16 protein-coding genes and 1 pseudogene are annotated in these 17,734 nt (G+C 70.7%); 6 read left to right on the forward strand and 11 right to left on the reverse strand.

All coding sequences use genetic code 11. From position 1 onward, the window contains the following. The 3 genes and pseudogenes from ACFQ4O_RS08015 to ACFQ4O_RS08025 form a co-directional block, all read right to left on the reverse strand. Positions 1 to 594 (reverse strand): annotated as a pseudogene (locus ACFQ4O_RS08015) (hypothetical protein); the annotation flags it as partial. A 192-nt stretch (positions 595 to 786) separates the two neighbouring features. Further along, positions 787 to 1,134, reverse strand: a complete 348-nt coding sequence (locus ACFQ4O_RS08020) for a hypothetical protein (RefSeq protein WP_378775177.1) — start codon at positions 1,132 to 1,134, stop codon at positions 787 to 789. Beyond that, positions 1,127 to 1,447 (reverse strand): ArsR/SmtB family transcription factor, encoded by a 321-nt coding sequence (locus tag ACFQ4O_RS08025; protein ID WP_378775178.1) that lies wholly within the window; start codon positions 1,445 to 1,447, stop codon positions 1,127 to 1,129. Before ACFQ4O_RS08025 ends, ACFQ4O_RS08020 begins: the two co-directional genes overlap by 8 nt. Positions 1,448 to 1,603: 156 nt before the next feature. Here ACFQ4O_RS08025 and leuB point away from each other — a divergent pair, with 156 nt between their 5' ends. Both leuB and ACFQ4O_RS08035 read left to right on the forward strand, forming a co-directional pair. Next, positions 1,604 to 2,719: a 3-isopropylmalate dehydrogenase gene (gene leuB, locus ACFQ4O_RS08030; protein WP_378775179.1), complete on the forward strand. Its 1,116-nt coding sequence runs from the start codon at positions 1,604 to 1,606 to the stop codon at positions 2,717 to 2,719. A 43-nt stretch (positions 2,720 to 2,762) separates the two neighbouring features. Next, entirely contained in the window at positions 2,763 to 3,200 is a 438-nt protein-coding gene (locus tag ACFQ4O_RS08035; RefSeq protein ID WP_378775180.1) for a DUF4174 domain-containing protein, read from the forward strand. Positions 3,201 to 3,403: 203 nt separating this feature from the next. Here ACFQ4O_RS08035 and ACFQ4O_RS08040 read toward each other — a convergent pair whose 3' ends face one another. The 4 genes from ACFQ4O_RS08040 to ACFQ4O_RS08055 form a co-directional block, all read right to left on the reverse strand. Beyond that, entirely contained in the window at positions 3,404 to 4,225 is an 822-nt protein-coding gene (locus ACFQ4O_RS08040; RefSeq protein WP_378775181.1) for an ABC transporter permease, read from the reverse strand. A gap of 3 nt (positions 4,226 to 4,228) precedes the next feature. Beyond that, positions 4,229 to 5,158, reverse strand: a complete 930-nt coding sequence (locus ACFQ4O_RS08045) for an ABC transporter permease (RefSeq protein WP_378775183.1) — start codon at positions 5,156 to 5,158, stop codon at positions 4,229 to 4,231. After that, complete coding sequence (locus ACFQ4O_RS08050) at positions 5,155 to 6,222, reverse strand: ABC transporter ATP-binding protein (protein WP_378775184.1); 1,068 nt, start codon at positions 6,220 to 6,222, stop codon at positions 5,155 to 5,157. The genes ACFQ4O_RS08045 and ACFQ4O_RS08050 overlap by 4 nt, the downstream gene beginning before the upstream one ends. Positions 6,223 to 6,348: 126 nt before the next feature. Continuing rightward, entirely contained in the window at positions 6,349 to 7,488 is a 1,140-nt protein-coding gene (locus tag ACFQ4O_RS08055) for an ABC transporter substrate-binding protein (protein WP_378775185.1), read from the reverse strand. A 182-nt stretch (positions 7,489 to 7,670) separates the two neighbouring features. On the opposite strand from ACFQ4O_RS08055, the gene fabG reads away from it, so the two are divergent. Further along, positions 7,671 to 8,444 carry a 3-oxoacyl-ACP reductase FabG gene (gene fabG, locus ACFQ4O_RS08060; protein WP_378775186.1) on the forward strand — a complete coding sequence of 258 codons (774 nt, stop codon included), beginning with the start codon at positions 7,671 to 7,673 and terminating at the stop codon, positions 8,442 to 8,444. Positions 8,445 to 8,631: 187 nt separating this feature from the next. Here the strand turns inward: fabG and ACFQ4O_RS08065 are convergent, their stop codons facing one another. The 3 genes from ACFQ4O_RS08065 to ACFQ4O_RS08075 all read right to left on the reverse strand — a co-directional run bounded on the left by ACFQ4O_RS08065 (position 8,632) and on the right by ACFQ4O_RS08075 (position 13,511). Next, positions 8,632 to 10,188, reverse strand: a complete 1,557-nt coding sequence (locus tag ACFQ4O_RS08065) for a flagellin N-terminal helical domain-containing protein (protein WP_378775187.1) — start codon at positions 10,186 to 10,188, stop codon at positions 8,632 to 8,634. A gap of 14 nt (positions 10,189 to 10,202) precedes the next feature. Then, positions 10,203 to 12,023, reverse strand: coding sequence for a flagellar hook-associated protein FlgK (flgK, locus tag ACFQ4O_RS08070; RefSeq protein WP_378775188.1), 1,821 nt, complete (start codon positions 12,021 to 12,023; stop codon positions 10,203 to 10,205). Between the two features lie 105 nt (positions 12,024 to 12,128). Beyond that, on the reverse strand, positions 12,129 to 13,511 hold the full coding sequence (locus ACFQ4O_RS08075; RefSeq protein WP_378775189.1) for a flagellar hook protein FlgE: 1,383 nt from the start codon (positions 13,509 to 13,511) through the stop codon (positions 12,129 to 12,131). A gap of 260 nt (positions 13,512 to 13,771) precedes the next feature. On the opposite strand from ACFQ4O_RS08075, the gene pip reads away from it, so the two are divergent. Both pip and ACFQ4O_RS08085 read left to right on the forward strand, forming a co-directional pair. Continuing rightward, positions 13,772 to 14,752 carry a prolyl aminopeptidase gene (gene pip, locus ACFQ4O_RS08080; protein ID WP_378775190.1) on the forward strand — a complete coding sequence of 327 codons (981 nt, stop codon included), beginning with the start codon at positions 13,772 to 13,774 and terminating at the stop codon, positions 14,750 to 14,752. A gap of 75 nt (positions 14,753 to 14,827) precedes the next feature. Further along, on the forward strand, positions 14,828 to 16,003 hold the full coding sequence (locus ACFQ4O_RS08085; RefSeq protein ID WP_378775191.1) for a PQQ-dependent sugar dehydrogenase: 1,176 nt from the start codon (positions 14,828 to 14,830) through the stop codon (positions 16,001 to 16,003). A 331-nt stretch (positions 16,004 to 16,334) separates the two neighbouring features. On the opposite strand, the gene galE is transcribed toward ACFQ4O_RS08085, so the two are convergent. After that, on the reverse strand, positions 16,335 to 17,357 hold the full coding sequence (gene galE, locus ACFQ4O_RS08090) for a UDP-glucose 4-epimerase GalE (RefSeq protein WP_378775192.1): 1,023 nt from the start codon (positions 17,355 to 17,357) through the stop codon (positions 16,335 to 16,337). Positions 17,358 to 17,548: 191 nt separating this feature from the next. Here galE and ACFQ4O_RS08095 point away from each other — a divergent pair. Next, on the forward strand, positions 17,549 to 17,734 hold a 186-nt coding region (locus ACFQ4O_RS08095; protein ID WP_378775193.1), incomplete at its 3' end, for a hypothetical protein.

A 17,734-nucleotide genomic window follows, 5' to 3' on the forward strand; every position in this document is an offset into this window, starting at 1 on the left:
CGCCACCGAGGCGCCGTCGGCGAGCAGCAGGGTCTCGATCGCGCCCGCGTCGGTGAGCAGCGAGACGACCCGCGTCACGCCCGCGGCCTCGCCGGCGTTGCGCTCGGAGACGCCGAGCGCGCGGCCCTCCACCGTGCGGCCGCCGCTCTCCACCTTGACGCGGACGCCCTGAAGCGCGCCGACGAGGCCGGGCAGCGAGGCGAGGTCCTCGGGCGAGAACGGCATGCGGCGGAACGTGTCGTCCGCCTGCTCGGGCCCGTCCAGGGTGATGGCGCCGACCGCGCCCGACGGGTCGCGGACGATCAGGCTTTTCAGCAGGTCGTCGATCTGGTCGGCGGGCGCCTCGATGTGGACCACGCCGTCGCCGTCGACCTTGGCGGCGCGGCCAATCTCGGCGAGGCCGCCGGACGACAGCGTCACCGAGCGGATCGGGGTTTCGGAGGCCGCGAGCGGCCCGACCGCCACCGTGCCGAGCAGGGCCGCCGCAAGCGTGGTCGCGGCGAGCGCCCGCGCGCGGCCCGAGATCGGGGCGCCTGCACGGGAGAGGTCCGCCGGCGTGCTGCGGAACGGTCTCGAAGCGTCCGTGGTGGTCATGGGTCGCGATCTCCTTGGGGCTTCGCCATCTGCGGCGGCGCGCGCGGCGTCAGATCCGCGGGCGCACAGCAGTTATGGTCCGGCCAGAGGCGATTTCGCGGCGCCGCCGGTTCACGACGCCCGAAAACGGCGCGGAGCGGCGGGAGATCGACGAATGAGGCGGGGCGCCGGTTCGACGCCCCCGCCGGAGCGTCAGGGCTTCAGAATCTCGACCGGGCCATGGTCGTCGCAATGGTCGCCATGGGGATGATGCAGTCGGCCGTCGACGATGTAGTCGACGTGGTCGCCGTGGGGCACGGCCTCGTGGCCGCAGCCGGGACCGTGGACATGGTCCTTGCAGCCGTCGAGCGGGTGGCAGCCCGCGGGGTTCTGCTCGGTCACGTCCAGCGCGTGCTCCTCGACCACGTCGCCGTTCGGGTGATGCAGGTGCCCGTCGTGCAGATAGTCGACATGGTCGCCGTGCTGGATCGCGGTGTGGCCGCAGCCGGGCTTGTGCTCGTGGGGGTGGTCGCCGTGGACCGAGTGGGTGTGGTCAGCCATGGGGGTCGTCTCCGGTTCGATGGTCTTCGCAGGCGTGCTCGACGGCGTTGGCCACCAGCGCCGCCACGTGGCGGTCGGCGAGGCCGTAAAGAATGGTCTGGCCCTCGCGCCGTCGCGTCAGGAGCCGTGCGTTGAACAGGACCTGAAGCCGCGCCGACACGGTGCCGATGCGATCGCTGCCGATCGCCGCCAGCTCGCTGACGCTGCGCTCCGCGTCGGCGAGCCGGATCAGGATCGCGAGCCGCGCGGGATCGGCCAGCGCCTTGAAGATGGCGGCCGCCCCGTCGATCTGCTGCGCCGTCGGCTGCGTCACGCCGAGCCTCCAATATTCCAATGATCCATGGATATATGGATGATCCGGCGCGGTCAACCGGCGCGTCGGCGCGCGCGCCCGCCTCGGCGCTTGCCAAGCCGGGCGTCGCGCGCCTAAAGACCGCAGCGAAACACAGCGGAAAACGCGAGGATCCCCATGGCCGCCCACAACATCCTGCTCCTGCCCGGCGACGGCATCGGCCCGGAGGTCATGGGAGAGGTGAAGCGCATTCTCGGCTTCCTCAACGACAAGGGCGTGCTGTCGGTCGAGATCGACGAGGATCTGGTCGGCGGCTCCGCCTACGACGTCCATGGCGTGGCCATCAGCGACGCGGCGGTGGCCAAGGCCCACAAGGCGGACGCGGTGCTGCTCGGCGCCGTCGGCGGCCCGAAGTGGGACGGCGTCGCGTATGAGCACCGCCCCGAGGCCGGCCTGCTGCGCCTGCGCAAGGATCTGGAGCTGTTCGCCAATCTGCGTCCGGCGATCTGCTATCCGGCGCTCGCCGACGCCTCCGCGCTCAAGCGGGAGCTTGTGGACGGGCTCGACCTGATGATCGTGCGCGAGCTCACCGGCGGCGTCTATTTCGGCGAGCCGAAGGAGATCGTCGATCTGGCGAACGGCCAGAAGCGCGCCGTCGACACCCAGGTCTACGAGACCTACGAGATCGAGCGCATCGCCAAGGTGGCGTTCGAGCTCGCTCGGGTGCGCTCGGGCCGCGTGACCTCGGCCGAGAAGCGCAACGTCATGAAGTCCGGCCTGCTGTGGAACCAGGTGGTCACCGCCACCCACGCCCAGGGCTACGAGGACGTGAAGCTCGACCACATGCTGGCCGACGCTCTCGGCATGCAGCTCGTGCGCGCGCCGAAGCAGTTCGACGTCATCGTCACCGACAACCTGTTCGGCGACATCCTGTCGGACGTGGCCTCCATGCTCACCGGCTCGCTCGGCATGCTGCCCTCCGCCTCGCTCGGCGCCGAGGACCCGGAGACCGGCAAGCGCAAGGCGCTCTACGAGCCCGTGCACGGCTCCGCGCCGGACATCGCCGGCAAGGGCGTCGCCAACCCGCTCGCCATGATCGCGAGCCTCGCCATGGCGCTGAAGTACTCGCTCGGCAAACCGGACCTCGCCGACACGCTCGACCGCGCCATCGCCGGCGTGCTGGAGAGCGGCGTGCGCACCGGCGACATCTATGTGGAAGGCGCGACCCGCGTCGGCACCTCCGAGATGGGCGCCGCCGTGCTGTCCAAGCTCGAGGCGCTGCTCGCCGCCTGATCGGCTTGACCTGCGCGTCGGGCGGCCCATGTGCTTAAAAGCCATGAGCCGCCCGACAGCCGTTTCGACGCTCGCCCTAACGCTTGCGATCCTCGCGCCCTCCGCCGTGTTCGCCGGCGCGCTGGACGCCTTCCGCGACCGCGCGCGGCCGGTGATCGTGTTCACGCCCGACGCCGGCCAGCCCGCCGCCCGCGAGCAAATCGAGAACCTGACGCGCGCCCGCGCGGCGCTGGACGAGCGCCAGATGAGCGTGTTCGTGGTCGGCCCCCGCGCCGTCACCACGCTGTCCGGCGGCCGCGCGCCGTCGGCGCTGGCGGCGGACGATCTCCGCAAAACCTACGATGTGGCCGCCGACGCCTTCGCCGTGGTGCTGATCGGCAAGGACGGCGGCGAAAAGTTCCGCGCCACAGAGCCGGTGACGGCGGACGCGCTTACCGCCCGCGTCGACGAGATGCCCATGCGGAAGAACGAGACGCGCTGACGCGCCGCGCTGAGGTCTTGGGCCGGCGAGCACGTCTTCTCTTGTCCCGGATGTGATCCGGGACCCAGACACGCCGACGCGTGAGGATAAGGCGACCCGCTCGTCGCGCGTTTTTCGGAAGCTCCAGCGGTTCTGGGTCCCGGATCACGTCCGGGACAAGGAAGTGGGCACCGTCATTCGCGCGAGCGCGACGCTCGCTCCGCTTACCCCTCCGCCGGCGCGGCGTGGAGGGCGGCGCGGCGGCGGAGGAGGATCGCGACGGCGCCGCCGAGCAGCAGCACGGAGGCGGCGGCGAGCGTGCTCATGGTTCCGATCGCCGGCACCATGGGCGTGTAGCCGGCCACCATCTTGGCGTAGAGCCATTCGGGCACGGTGGCGTCGGCGCCGGTGGTGTAGAGCGACAGCGGGAAGTTGCCCCAGGACAGCAGGAAGGCGAACAGCGCCCCCGACCACACGCCCGGCCACAGGATCGGCAGCGTCACCTCCCGCAGGATGAACAGCCGCGAGGCGCCGAGGTCGGCCGCGGCCTCCTCCAGCGCCGGGTCGAAGCCGTAGACCCGGATCGCGATCACCAGCGTCACCACCGGCGCGATCCAGACCAGATGGGCGAAGATCGCGGTGATCCAGCTCGGCTGCACGCCGATGGCGTTGAACCACAGCAGCAGCGCGAGCCCGAGCACCGGCTGGGGAAAGAAGATCGGCAGCAGCACCAGCTTCTGGAACAGCCGGCGGCCCTTCCAGTCGTAGCGCGCGAAGGCGAGCGCGCCGAAGAAGGCCACCACCACCGAGACCGCCGTCACCACGCCGGCGACCGCAAGCGAGGTCTGGACGATGGTCTTCACCTCGATCGAGGCGAGCGCCCGGCTCCACCAGTCGGTGGACCACGCCGCCACGGGGAAGCCGAAGTAGCGGCTCTTCGAGAGCCCCGCGAGCGCGCCGCAGGCGATGGGCAGATAGACCACGATCAGGACGAGGATCGTCCAGGCCCAGACGAGGAAGCCTGTGCGGCGGGCGGACTGCTCCATGGCTCAGCGCCTCCCGAGGATGCGGTCGAGGTCGAGCTTCGACAGCGCGGCCAGCGACAGCGCGCCGACGATCGCGGTCAGCAGCAGCGCCAGCGCCGAGCCGAGCGGCCAGTTCTGGGCGAAGGTGAAGGCGATCTCGATGTCGTGGGTGATGACGATCACCGACTGGCCGCCGAGCACCTTGGATTCCGCCACCGCCCCCACCGCCAGCACGAAGGTGAGCAGCACGCCGATCAGGATGCCGGGCATGGCGAGCGGAAGCTCCACCTCGCGCCACGCCATCAGCCGGGAGGCGCCGAGGTCGCGGGCGGCCTCCACCAGATCGCGCGGGACCATGGCGAGGCCGAGCGTCATGGGGAACAGCATGAAGGGCAGGTAGACGTAGAGCATGCCGAACAGGATCATGCCCGGCGAATAGAGCACGTCCGGCCCGGCGAGGCCCATGAGCTTCAGGGTTCCGTCGAGCACGCCGTTCTTGAGGAAGAACAGCGTCCAGCCGTAGAGCCGCACGTTCTCGGACACGAACAGCGGGAACACGAACAGCACGCTGACGAAGCCCGCCCAGCGCCCGAAGGTCCGCGCCAGCCCCCAGGCGATGGGATAGGCGAGGATCGCGAGCAGGACGGCGGTGGCGGCGGCGAGGCCGATCGACCACGCGAAGGAGGTCCAGACCGTGTTGGCCGGGTCGAACACGGCCGCGAAGTTCGCGAATGTGAAGGAGCGGAACACGTCGAAGGTCTTCGGCGTCGCGAAGGCGTAGGCCGCCACCGTCGCGAGCGGCGCGAGGAAGCCGAGCGCGAGCGTGACGACCACGGGCAGGGCGGAAAGCGCCCCGCGGGACAGCCGGAACGGCCGCCGCGACGCCGTCGTCGCCGCCGTCGTCGCCGCCTCGGAGGTCGCGGCGGCGGGCGCGTGCAGGGCGAGGTCGCTCATGCCAGCGGCACCACGATGGCGTCGCGGGCGTCCCAGCCGATCACGGCCGGCGCGCCAGGCTCGCCGCGCCAGGCCTTGGCGCGGGACAGCTCCAGCAGGAAGGTCCTCGCCCCGGCGCGCACCTGGTACTGAATGCGGGAGCCGAGCGCGTATTCGTTGAACACCTCGCCCGAGAGCCGGTTGTCGGCGTCGCCAGTCCCCTCCACGAAGCGCAGAAACTCGGGCCGCACCACCACCGCCACCGCGTCGGCGGCTTCGAGCTCCGGCGGCAGCGTGATCGCCAGCTCGCCGATCCCCTCCGCCCGCCAGACGCCGCCGGCGCGGCGGGCTTCGATCACGTTCACCTCGCCCATGAATTCGGAGACGAACCGGGTTGCGGGGCGGGAGTAGATCTCCTCCGGCGCGCCCACCTGCACCAGCCGGCCGGACTGCATCACGCCGATGCGGTCCGACATCACCATCGCCTCCTCGAGGCTGTGGGTGATGTAGACGAAGGTCTTTCCGCTCGCCCGGTGCAGGTCCTTCAGCTCCTTCTCCATCACCTTGCGGAGCTTGTAGTCGAGCGCGGACAGCGGCTCGTCGAAGAACAGGATCTCCGGATCGTGGGCGAGCGCGCGGGCGATGGCGACCCGCTGCCGCTCGCCGCCGGAGCACTGCATGACGTTCTTGCCGTAATAGCTGCGGGGCAGGCGGACGAGATCGAGCAGCGCCAGCGCCCGCTCCCGGCGCGCCGCGGCCGCCACGCCCTTGGCCTTGAGCGGAAACTCGATGTTGGCCCCGACCGTCATGTGCGGGAAAAGCGCCAGCGACTGGAACACGAGGCAGGTGGGCCGTTCGCTGGAGGGCGTGTCGTTGATGCGCACGCCCCGGAGCGAGAGCACGCCCTCGCTCGGCGCCTCCATGCCGGCCAACATGCGCAGCAGCGTGGTCTTGCCCGAGCCGGACGGGCCGACGATGGTCAGGAACTCGCCCTCGCGGATGTCGAGGTCGATCCCGTCCACGGCGGCGAAGGACCCGAAGGTCTTGCGCACGCCCACAAGCTGCAGGATCGGTTTCGCATCCACTGCTGGCGTCGAGGGCGCAGGCGGAAGCGCAATTGCGGTCGCCGTCATGGCGTGACCCCTCATGCTGGAAAAGCCGTCGTCAGGCGGCCGCGCCCGGGGATGGGGTCCGGGCGCGGGGTGCGGGCCTCAGCCCTTGGCGCGCTTGGCGGCGGTCATCAGCTCCAGCGCCTTGTCGTAATCCGGCACGATGTCGTATTCGGCGCAGCGGTCCATATCGGCCTCCAGCGTGTCGTACTGGATGGCGTCGAGCTCCTCCTTGGTGAAGAGGTCGAAGCAGGCCTTGTTCCCCATCTGCGACACGGGGTTGAAGGTGCCCTCGGCGAAGGCCACCGTGTGGGCGACCTTCGGGTCCTGCACATATTTCAGGAAGTCGGTCGCGAGCGGCGACAGAGCGGGATTGTTGACGGTCGAGGTGATCTCGATCCAGGCCACGCCGCCCTTGCCGTCGATCGGGCCTTTGAGCGGCGTCACCGCGCGCAGGTTCGGATGGCCGTCCGCGCGGGCGGGCGAGACCGAATAGACGCCGCCGGTGAAGTGGAAATCGATCTCGCCGGACACGAGCGCCTGGTTCATGGCCGCGATGTCGCCCACGAGCTTGGCGCCGGAGAAGATCGTCTTCGCGGTGTCGGCGAACTTCGCCATGTCGGCGTCGCTGTGGGGCTTGAACGGGTTGAGGCCGGCGACGAGGAACACGTCGAACACGTTCCAGTCGTCGGACTCCAGCACGCCGTACTTGCCCTTGATCGACGGGTCGTTGAACAGGTCCCAGCCCTGCTCCTCGGCGGTCGCGAGGCTGATCTTGTCGGTGTTCACCACGAAGCTGTACGGGCCGTAGCGCTGGGGCATGCCCAGCAGCTCCTTGCCGTCGTCGCTCATGGCCCAGCGGTAGGGCGCCTTGAACTCGGGCGCCATGGTCTCGAAGAAGGGCTCGAACTCCGCCTTCGCCAGCGGCTTGATCAGGCCTTCCGGATACATGGCCTTGCGGGCCCACGGATTGTTGACGTTGATCAAGTCCCACACCTTGGTCTCGCCCGCCCGGAGGCGGTTGATCATGGTCGGGTCGTTGGTGAGGCTCTCGGCCTTCACGGTCGCGCCGCGGGAGCTGCGGAACGGGTCCAGCACCTGCGCGGAGTTGTAGCCCTCCCAGCACAGGATGTTCAGCTCCTTCTCCCGCGCGGCGAGCGCGGGCAGCGCGCCCGCGAACGGCGCGGCGGCGGCGGTCGCGCCCATGAGTTTCAAGGCGTTTCGACGCGTCATCACGGTCATGCGACATCCCCTCGAACGGCGCCGCGGCCAGGGCGGCTCATGAGATCGCCGACGTTGCAAGTCGGTCATTATCCGTCGGGATTATCGCCGGGTTTGTTGGGTTTACAACATCCGTTTTTTAGGCATGCTTGCTTCGGAAGCATGCAGGCTCAAGGCATGCGCGCAAGCGACAGGGGATCGTCATGGCGTTGGAAGAGCAGCGCGTCGCCATCGTGACGGGCGGCAGCAAGGGCATCGGCAAGGGCATCGCTCGCGGCTTCGCCAAGGCCGGCTACCGGGTGCTGGTGGTGTCGCGCAATCTGGCCGAGGCCGAGGCGGTCGCGGCCGAGATCGGCGGCGGGGCCTCCGGCGTCGCGGCGGACCTGACGACGGGGGAGGGCAACCGCGCCATGGCCGCGGCGGCGCTCGATCGCTACGGCGCCATTGACGCGCTCTGCGCCAACGCCGGCGCCTTTCCGGCGGCGAAGCTCGCCGACATGACCGAGGCCGATTTCGACTTCGTCATCAACACCAACCTCAAGAGCACGTTCCTGTCGGTGCAGGCCTGCCTGCCCGCGCTCAAGGCCTCGGGCCGGGGCCGCGTGGTGCTGACCTCGTCCATCACCGGGCCGATCACCGGTTATCCCGGCTGGTCGCATTACGGGGCGAGCAAGGCCGGCCAGCTCGGCTTCATGCGCACCGCCGCGATCGAGCTCGCGCCGTTCGGCGTCACGGTCAACGCAGTGATGCCTGGCAACATCCTAACCGAGGGCCTCGAAGGCATGGGGCAGGACTACCTGAACAAGATGGCGGACTCGATCCCCATGAAGCGCCTCGGCTCCGTGGACGACATCGCCGGCGCCGCCCTCTATTTCGCCAGCGACGCGGCGGCCTACGTCACCGGCCAGACCATCGTGGTGGACGGCGGCCAGGTGCTCCCCGAAAGCCTCGGCGCGCTGGAGGCGATGGAGGGCTGAGCGACGCGGGGGAAGACGCCGGCGCGCGTCGGGAGCGGAGGGCTCCACCCCCGTCTTGTCCCGGCCTTGAGCCGGGACCCAGAGACGCCGACGTGTGGGGTTTCAAACGCCTCGGCTTTCGCGTCCTGTTTTGAAGCGCCAGCGCGTCTGGGTCCCGGCTCAAGGCCGGGACGAGAACGTGCGCTCGTTACAGGAAGTTCACCAGGCTGAGCTGCTTCAGCGTGGCGGTGACCTGGTAGCTCGCCTGCAGCGAGGTCTGGAGCGCCAGGATCTTCAGCGTCACCTCCTCCTTCGACACGTTCTCGACGCCGGAGATCGCGCTTTCCGCCAGCGCCTTGGTGGCGTCGTGGCGGTCGTCGGCGGCCTTGATCGAGCTGTTGGCGGTGGCGAGGTCGACGGCCATGGTCTTGATCGCGGCGGTGGTCTCCGTCGCGCCCATGGCGTTGGCCGTGCGCGAGGCGAGCGCGGCGTAGCGCGCCTTGGCGTCGTCGTCGGCGGGCGAGAAGCTGACGGCCGAGAACACCGCCAGATTGCGCAGGATGGTCGTCGGGCCGGCCTCGTTGGCCCGCGCGCCGTAGGCGACGGTGACGCCGTCGTCCACCGAGGCGGTCGCGGTCTTGCGCGGGTCGTCGCCGGCGTCCTCGCCCTGATACCAGGAGACGGTCTTGTCCGCCGTGCCGGTGGTCGTGACGGCGGAGGCGTTCTGCAGCGCCGCGACGCGCTCGGCGTCGCTGGCGTAAGTCCCGTCGAAGCCCGCGACACGGGCCGGCTCGGCGCCGTTGGCGGCGCCGAAGAACCCTTCGCCGGCCGCGACCGCGGAGGCGGCGGTCAGCGCCGTGGAGCCGAGCGTCTTCAGCGAGGCGTCGAAGGCGGTCCGCAGGTTGGCGGCGGTCTCCTCCGGGGTCGCGCCGATGCGGAACGCGCCGGCTTCCAGCGCGTCGCCCTCCTCGCCCGCGCGGGCGGTCAGCGTCACCTGCTCGGTGGTGCCGTCGGGGAGCGTCAGCCCGACGGTGACGGTCTCGCCCTCGAGGGGGGTCCCGGTCGCGCCCAGCGTGACGGTGGCGGGGTCGCCCGCGGGCCCCTCCGCCACGCCGCCGGTGAGCGTGGACGACACCGACGTCAGCTTGAAGCCGAACGGGCCGGACGCCTCCTGCGACACGGTGAAGGTTCCGCCCGACGCGTCCGAGACGTCGAGGCGGCCGCGGCCGTCGGCGCCGAGGTCGGCGAGCTTGCGCTCGGCGATCACGGTCTTCAGGCCGGCCTTGTCGCCGTCGTCGGACAGAATCTTGTCGGCGGTCAGCACCGGCTTCACGTCGGTGGAGCGGCCGGAGAACAGGTAGCGCCCGCCCACCTCCACGTTGAGCTGGGCGATCGCCTCCTGCAGGTCGGCGGCGGCCTGGGACTGGTCCACCGTGAGGCCGGCGGTGGTCAGGTCGAAGCTGTTGGAGTCGATGGTCTTGTACTGGGAGGCCAGAGCCTCCAGCCCGGTCAGGGCGGTCGAGGCCATGTTCACCCGCACGCCGACGGTGTCGCCCACGGCCTGATAGCTCTCGGCGCTGGCGAGCCGGGCGCGCATGCTGAGCGACACCGCCCCGCCGGCGCCGAGCCCGGCGTAGGTGGTCGCCTTCTTGCCGGTGCTGAGCTGCTGGGTCAGGTCGTCGATCTGCGAGCGCAGGTCGCTCTGGGCGCGGGTGAGGCTCGGGCGGCCGAGGCCGACGGAAGCATAGGGGCCGATGCTGGTCATGGCGCGCGCCGTCCTCAGAGGATGTTCAGGAGCTGCTTGAGCATGTCGTTGACCGTCGTCATCACGCGCGCGTTGGCGCTGTAGGCGGTCTGGTACTGGATGAGCTTGGTCATCTCCTCGTCCACGTCCACGCCGGACGCGGCCGAGAAGCGGTCCTCCAGCGAGGACACCACCAGCGACTGCCCGTCCGCAACGCGGGTGGCGGAGGCGCTGGCCGAGGCCTGGGTGGAGATGATCCCCTGCGCGAACTCCGACAGCGTGCCGGTAAAGGGCGCGGAGGAGCCGCGCAGGCCGGCGTCGCCGGAGAACGTGCGGTCGCCGGACAGCGCGTCCTTCAGGAAGTCCACGCGGGTCTGGTCGCCGGCGGCGGCGTCGGCCGAGGTCTTCACCAGCGCGGACGGGTCGGCGATGAGGTCGGGATTGACGGTGATGCGGCCCGCGAAGCCGGTGCGCTGGGCGCCGCCGTCGAGGCTTTCGGAATAGATCGCGCCGCCCGCGCCGTCCACGAACAGCGGCAGCGCCACCGAGCCGTCCGACAGGCCGGTGGCGGTGACGCGGGACGTGGCTCCCGTGACGGTCACGTCCGCCGCGCCCGAGGTGAAGGCGAAGCCGTCGTCGGTGGCCGTGACCGTCACCGCGGCGCCGGCCGCCTGCAATGCGGCCTCGATGTCCGCCGCCGCCGTGGGCGAGGAGAAGTCGACGCCGATCAGGCCGCCCGACAGCGGCAGCCGGGACGGGTCGGTGACGTTGACGATGGTCGCCGCGCCGGCCACGCCGCCGCTCGTGTAGGCGAGCGTCATCCGGTCGCCGGGCTGCGCGCCCGCGACGTCGAGCGCCACGCCGCCCGTCACCGCCTCGCCGGTCGTGGTCGTGGCGCCGAAGGCGAGGGCGAGCTGGGAGGCGAGCTCGTCGAGCTGGGTCTGGGCCTGCGGCAGCGTCTCGTCGCGCAGCTCCGCATAGGCCTTCAGCTCGCCGGAGCGCAGGGCGTTGTTCGCCAGCAGGTCGGTGGCGTAGCCGGAGGGCGAGGTGAGGGTGACGGTTCCGAGCGTCGAGCGCGACGGATCGGAGGCGTAGGCCGAACCCGCGGTGACCGGCGCGCCGCCGCCGGTGACGCTCAGCGTCGAGGCGCCGTTGTCGTAGAGGGTGAGGCCGCCCTGCGTCTTGATGCGGATGTCGCCGCCGGCGAGGCTCTCCACCTTCACGTCCATCAGCCCGGACAGGGTGTTGACGGCCATGTCCCGCTGGTCTTCGAGATCGGCGGTGGAGCCGCCGCGCGCCTGCGCCTGCACGATGGCGCGGGTGATGGTCTCGATCGAGGTCAGCGCCTCGTTGGCGGCGTCCACGCCGTCCTTCAGGCCCTGATCGGCGGAGGCGCGCAGCGCCTGCACGTCGGTGGTGGCGGCGTTCAGCTGCTGGGCCAGAAGCCCCGCCTGCTGCAGCACGCCGGCGCGGGCGCTCTGGTCGTCGGGCGAGGCGGCGAGGGCGTCGATGGCGGTCGAGAGGTCCGACACCTGCGCGTCGAGCGAGCTTTCGGCGCCGGGCGTGCCGAACAGGCTCTGCAGCTGCTCCAGGAACGCCGCGCGGGTCGAGGCGTACGAGGCGCCGGCGGTCTCGGTGCGAAGCTGCTTCTGCAGCTGCAGGTCGATTTCGCGCTTCACTTCGGTGGTGCGCACGCCCGTGGTCGCGCCGCCCGCGACGGAGGCCACGGGGCTGGTGGACTTGCGCACGTAGCCCGGCGTCGAGGCGTTGGCCACGTTGCCGGCGACCACGTCGAGGCCCGCCTGATTGGCCTTGAGGCCCGAAAGCGCAGAGCCGAGGGCGGAGGTGAGGCTCATGTTCCCCAATCCTGATGACCAAGAGACCACTTGGGCTTAAGGCCCGTTAAGAAAGGGCGCCGCGAACCCTTAAAAGGCCCGCGGCGCGAGACGGCGGTTTTCGCCTTACCGGATCATCGCCAGCGCTTCTTGCAGCATGCTGTCGGAGGTGGTGACCACGCGGGTGTTGGCCGAATAGGCCTGCTGGGTGACGATGAGCTTGGTGAACTCGTCCGCGATGTCGACGTTCGACTGTTCGAGCGCCGAGCCCACGATGGAGGAGCCGTCGCCGATGGTCGGGTCGCCCGAGGCCACGGTCGCGGCGAAGGCGCCGCCGTCAAGCTGCTGGAGCTGGTTCTCGGCGGCGAAGGTCGCGACCGGGATGTCGTAGAGCGCGCGGGTGCGGCCGTTGCTGTAGCTCGCGACCACCTGCCCGCCGTCGGTGATCTCGAGGCCGAGATAGTCGCCGGCGGCGGAGCCGTCCTGCGACACACGCGAGGTGTCCACCAGGCCGGTGGCGTCGGCGTATTGGGTCAGGCCGGTGGCGCCGGTCGAGAGCGTCACGTCGCCGAGATTCGTGCCGTTGATGGAGAGGCCGGCGATGGTGGCGGAGCCGCCCGCGGGCGAGGTCAGGACGCCGTCCTCGAAGGTGAAGGCCTGCGTTCCGGCGGTCGCGGCGTCGGCGTCCACCTGGGTCCAGGCGGTCTCGTCGCCGGTGGCGGACGAGTTGGACTGGTAGAACAGCGCCCAGGTGTCGCTGGTGCCGGCGGTCGCGTCGGCGTTGGTCAGCTTGCCCCAGCGGAACTGCACGTCGTAGGACGCGCCCGCGCCGTCATAGACGGTCACGCTGTCGCCGGCGACCGAGCTCGCCAGGAAGGCGTCGCTCTCGCTGGCGCTGATGGTGGAGCCGAGCGTGGAGCCGAGCAGCCAGGAGCTTTCGTCGCCGGAGACGTAGTTGGTGGTCTTCGGCTCGCTCGGCAGATTGGCGTTGTAGGTGATGGCGCCGGTCGCCGCCGCCGGATAGGGCGCGCCGTCCACCTGGATCAGCTCGGTGGACGAGCCGGTGCGGGCGCCCGTGGTGGGATCGAGCGCGTAGCCCTTGAGGTAGTAGCCCGGGCCGTTGACCAGATAGCCGTTCTTGTCGAGCTCGAAGTCGCCGCGCCGGGTGTAGAGGTCGCCGCCGCCGAAGGTGGGCGCGCCGTTCACCGAGCCGGTGGCGTCCTGCACGATCAGGTAGCCCGAGCCGTTGACGGCGAGCGAGGTGGACGAGGACGACGCCGTCGGCGAAGCGCCCACGCTGTTGGTCTGGCGCGTGTAGGCCATCACCGAACCGGCGGTCCGGGTCTTGTTGGAGCGCTCGCCGCCCAGCACCAGATCCGAGAAGGCGGTGTCCGTGCGCTTGTAGGCGGTGGTGCTGGAGTTCGCGATGTTGCCCGAGATGTTCTCGAGCGCGAAGGACTGCGCCTTCAGCCCGCTCACGGCGGTGTTCAGTGCCCCGAAAATGCCCATCGTCGTCTCCCGACCCGCTCCGTCGAAATGCGCTCGCGCCGGCCTCGAAGGGCCATGGCTCGCGAGGCGCTGCCGTCCTCACCGAGCAAACGCGGGGCCAGATATGTTTTTGAACGAAATCAGTGGCTTGGGGGCGGGAGCGCCACGGTTTCACCGGCGCCGGGCGTGCCGGGCGGCACATTCTGCCGGGCGTTGACGGCGCAGCCCGACGCGGCCAACGTGCCGCGCGACGACGGGTCGAGGCGGTGCGGGAGGTCGCGATGGCGGACGAGGGTACGGACGGGCGGCGCGGGCTCTATCCGCCGATCGAGCCTTATGCGAGCGGCCTGCTCGACGTGGGCGACGGACATCGGGTCTATTGGGAGCGCTGCGGAACGCCGGGTGGGCTTCCGGCGGTGTTTCTTCACGGCGGCCCCGGCGGCGGCTGCGGCCCCGCCCATCGCCGGCTGTTCGACCCGGCGGTCTACGACGTGCTGCTGTTCGACCAGCGCGGCTGCGGCCGCTCCACGCCCCATGCGGAGCTGGAGGCCAACACAACGTGGCATTTGGTGGCCGACATAGAGCGGCTCCGGGCGCTCGCGGGCGTCGAGGACTGGCTGGTCTTCGGCGGCTCCTGGGGCTCCACGCTCGCGCTCGCCTATGCGCAGACCCATCCCGAGCGGGTGTCGGCGCTGGTGCTTCGGGGCGTGTTCACGCTGCGCAAGTTCGAGCTCGACTGGTACTACCAGTCCGGCGCCTCGCTGCTGTTCCCCGACAAATGGGAGAACTTCCTCGCGCCGATCCCCGAGGCCGAGCGCGGCGATCTGATGGCGGCCTACCGCCGCCGCCTCACCGGCGAGGAGAAGGCGGAGCAGCTGAGGGCCGCGAGAGCCTGGAGCCTGTGGGAGGGCGAGACCATCACCCTGCGGCCGGACCCGGCCATCGCCGGCCAGCACGGCGACGACGACTACGCCCTCGCTTTCGCCCGAATCGAGAACCACTACTTCGTGCATGGCGGCTGGCTCGAAGAGGGACAGCTGATCCGCGACGCGGGCCGCCTCGCCGCGATTCCGGGCGTGATCGTGCAGGGACGCTACGATGTGGCGACGCCGGCCGTGACCGCCTGGGACCTGCGCCGCGCCTGGCCGCAGGCGGCGTTCCACATGGTGGACGACGCCGGCCACGCCTTCTCGGAGCCGGGCATTCTGGACCGGCTGGTGCGCGCCACCGACGGTTTCGCACGGACGCTCGTGCGGCGCTGACGGCCACGTGAATTGAAGCCTGCCGCTTCGCGCCTACCTCAAGGCTCAACCCCGAACCGCCCCCGGAGGCCGTCGATGCGCCGCGTGATCTTCCCCGCCCTCGCCGCGATCCTGCTGGCCGGCGCCGCCGCGTCGCCGCTGCTGGCGCAATCGAAGCCCCCGGCGGCCACGGTGGTGAAATCCGAGAAGCAGGCCTTCACGGTGGAGACGGTGGCCGAAGGGCTGGAGCGGCCCTGGGGCCTCGCCTTCCTGCCGGATGGCCGCATGCTGGTGACGGAGAAGGCCGGCAAGCTCCGCCTCGTCTCGCCCGACGGCAAGGTGGCGCCGCCGGTGACGGGGCTGCCGCGGGTGGACGCCCGCGGGCAGGGCGGCCTGCTCGACGTCGCCGTCGCGCCCGACTTCGGCAAGACGCGGCTCGTCTACTTCACCTTCTCGGAAGCGGGTGAGAACGGCGTCAACGGCACGGCGCTCGGCCGCGGCCGTCTCGCCGACAACGCCGCCCGGCTCGAGGACGTGAGCGTGATCTGGCGGCAGGCGCCGAAATACGCCTCCACCCTGCATTTCGGCTCGCGCATCGTGTTCGGCCCGGACGGGACGCTGTTCGTGGGCGTGGGCGAGCGCTCGAACCCCGAATTCCGCGTCAAGGCGCAGGCGCTCGACGAGACGCTCGGCAAGGTCGTGCGGCTCGACATGGACGGAAAGCCGGCTAAGGGAAATCCGTTCGAGGGCCGCGACGACGCCAAGCCTGAGATCTGGTCCTACGGCCACCGCAACATCCAGGGCGCGGCCATCAACCCCGCCGATCAGACGCTGTGGGTGGTGGAGCACGGCCCGCGCGGCGGCGACGAGCTGAACCGCATCGCGCCGGGCAAGAACTACGGCTGGCCGGTCATCACCTACGGCGTGGAGTATTCCGGCGGGCCGATCGGCGACGGCCCGTCGAAGCCCGGCATGGAGCAGCCAGCGCATTACTGGGTCCCCTCGATCGGAACTTCGGGCCTCGCCTTCTACACCGGCGACGCGCTGCCGGGCTGGAAGGGCAGCGTCTTCGTCGGCGGCCTCGCCATCCCCTCGCTGACGCGGCTCGAACTGGCCGACGGCAAGGTGACGAAGGAGGAGCGGCTGCTGGAGGACGTGGGCGAGCGCATCCGCGACGTGCGGCAGGGGCCGGACGGCCTGATCTACCTGCTCACCGACAATCCCGAAGGCCGCGTGCTGCGGCTGAAGCCGGCCGCCAACGGGCGGTCGTGAGGCCGTAAAGGCCGCCCGCCCGAAAGTGTATCCGAGCCGTCATGCCCGAGCTTGGTCCTCGGGCATCCACGACTTGAGGCGTCGATCCGTCGTTGGGCGAAAAATCGAAGCCAGCCGCAAACGGCCGGTCGTAAGGCCGAAAAGGCCGCCCGCCCGAAAGCGTATCCGAGCCGTCATGCCCGAGTTTGTCTCGGGCATCCACGACTTGAGGCGTCGAGCCGTCGTTGGGCGAAAAGTCATGGATACCCGGCTTCGCCGGGCATGACGGTTTGCGAGTCGCGTCGCTTTGGCGAGCCGAAGGCTGCCATTGAAATGTAACGCCCGCCTGCCGTCACCCCGCGGCGCGGCGGGCGGTCCAGAGGCGCTTGCGCTCCTCCGCGCCCCAGTAGTGGCGCTCCCATTCCAGCGCGTGGGCGACGATGACGTCGAGGTCGTCGAGCTTCGGCGTCCAGTCCAGCGTGGCGCGGATGGCGCGGGCGTCGGCGATGGAGATGAAGGGGTCGCCCTCCCGGCGCGGCTTCTCCCGCACGGGGAAGTCGTGTCCCGCCGCCCGGCGGACGGCGTCGATCACCTCCCGCACCGAAAATCCCCGGCCGTAGCCGCAGTTCAGCGTGGCGCTGTCGCCGCCGGCCTCCAGATGCTCGAGCGCCGCCACATGGGCGTCCGCGAGGTCGGAGACGTGGATGTAGTCGCGCACGCCGGTGCCGTCCGGCGTCGGCAGGTCCGTGCCGAGGATGTCGAGCCCGTCCGTCATGCCGAGGGCGGCGCGCGTGGCGAGCGTGATCAGGTTGGAGGCGCCGGCGGCGCGCTGGCCGGTGCGCATCTGCGGGTCGGCGCCCGCGACGTTGAAGTAGCGCAGCACCACGTAGCGCAGGCGATGGGCGGCCGCGGCGTCGCTCAGGATGCGCTCGGACATCAGCTTGGACGCGCCATAGGGCGAGGCGGGCTCGAGCGGCGCGGTCTCGGGCGTGGGCGTCGGCGGCAGCAGGCCGTAGACGGCGGCGGTGGAGGAGAAGATGAAGTGCGGCGCGCCGGCGGCGGTCGCCGCGCGCAGCAGCTGCGCGGTCTTCATGGTGTTGGCCATGTAGGTGCCGAGCGGATCGCGGATCGAGTCCGGCACCACGATCCTGGCCGCGAAATGGGCGATGGCGGTGACGCCGTGCTCGGCGATCAGGCGCAGCACCAGCGCCTCGTCGGCCACGTCGCCCACGATCAGCGGCGCCCCCACCGGCACCGCGTCGCGGGAGCCGGTGGAGAGATCGTCGAGCACGATCGCGCGGCGGCCCCGCGCCAGCAGCGCGAGCGTCATATGGGAGCCGATGTAGCCGGCGCCGCCGGTGATGAGCACGGTCATGGCCTTGGACGCCTTCGCCCCTGATGAAGTCTCGGCGCCAGACTAGACCGGCGCGCCTTTCCGTTTGGTTGCGCGGTTCGGGCGCAGTCCCGATTTTGGACAGATGCGCCGATCCGTAACGCTTCATTGACCATCCCCGCGCACTCTCCGCGGGTCGGCGTAGATTGAAGCGTATCGGAGACGCGCGGTTCATGTCCCTCCCCATCGGCGCGTCCCGCGCGGGCTGGCGGCGCGCGCTGCCGGTCCGCTTCACGGGACTGGTCGCCCTGCTGCTCGCGGCGCTCGCCGGCGCGATCCTCGCCGTCACATCGCTTGAGATCCGCTCCGCGGCTCAGGAGCGCGCGTCGCTCGCGGCCGCCCACGCCGCGCTCGAGGGC

It is taken from the genome of Methylopila musalis, from assembly GCF_042679725.1.
In the GTDB taxonomy this organism is placed as follows: domain Bacteria; phylum Pseudomonadota; class Alphaproteobacteria; order Rhizobiales; family Methylopilaceae; genus Methylopila; species Methylopila musalis.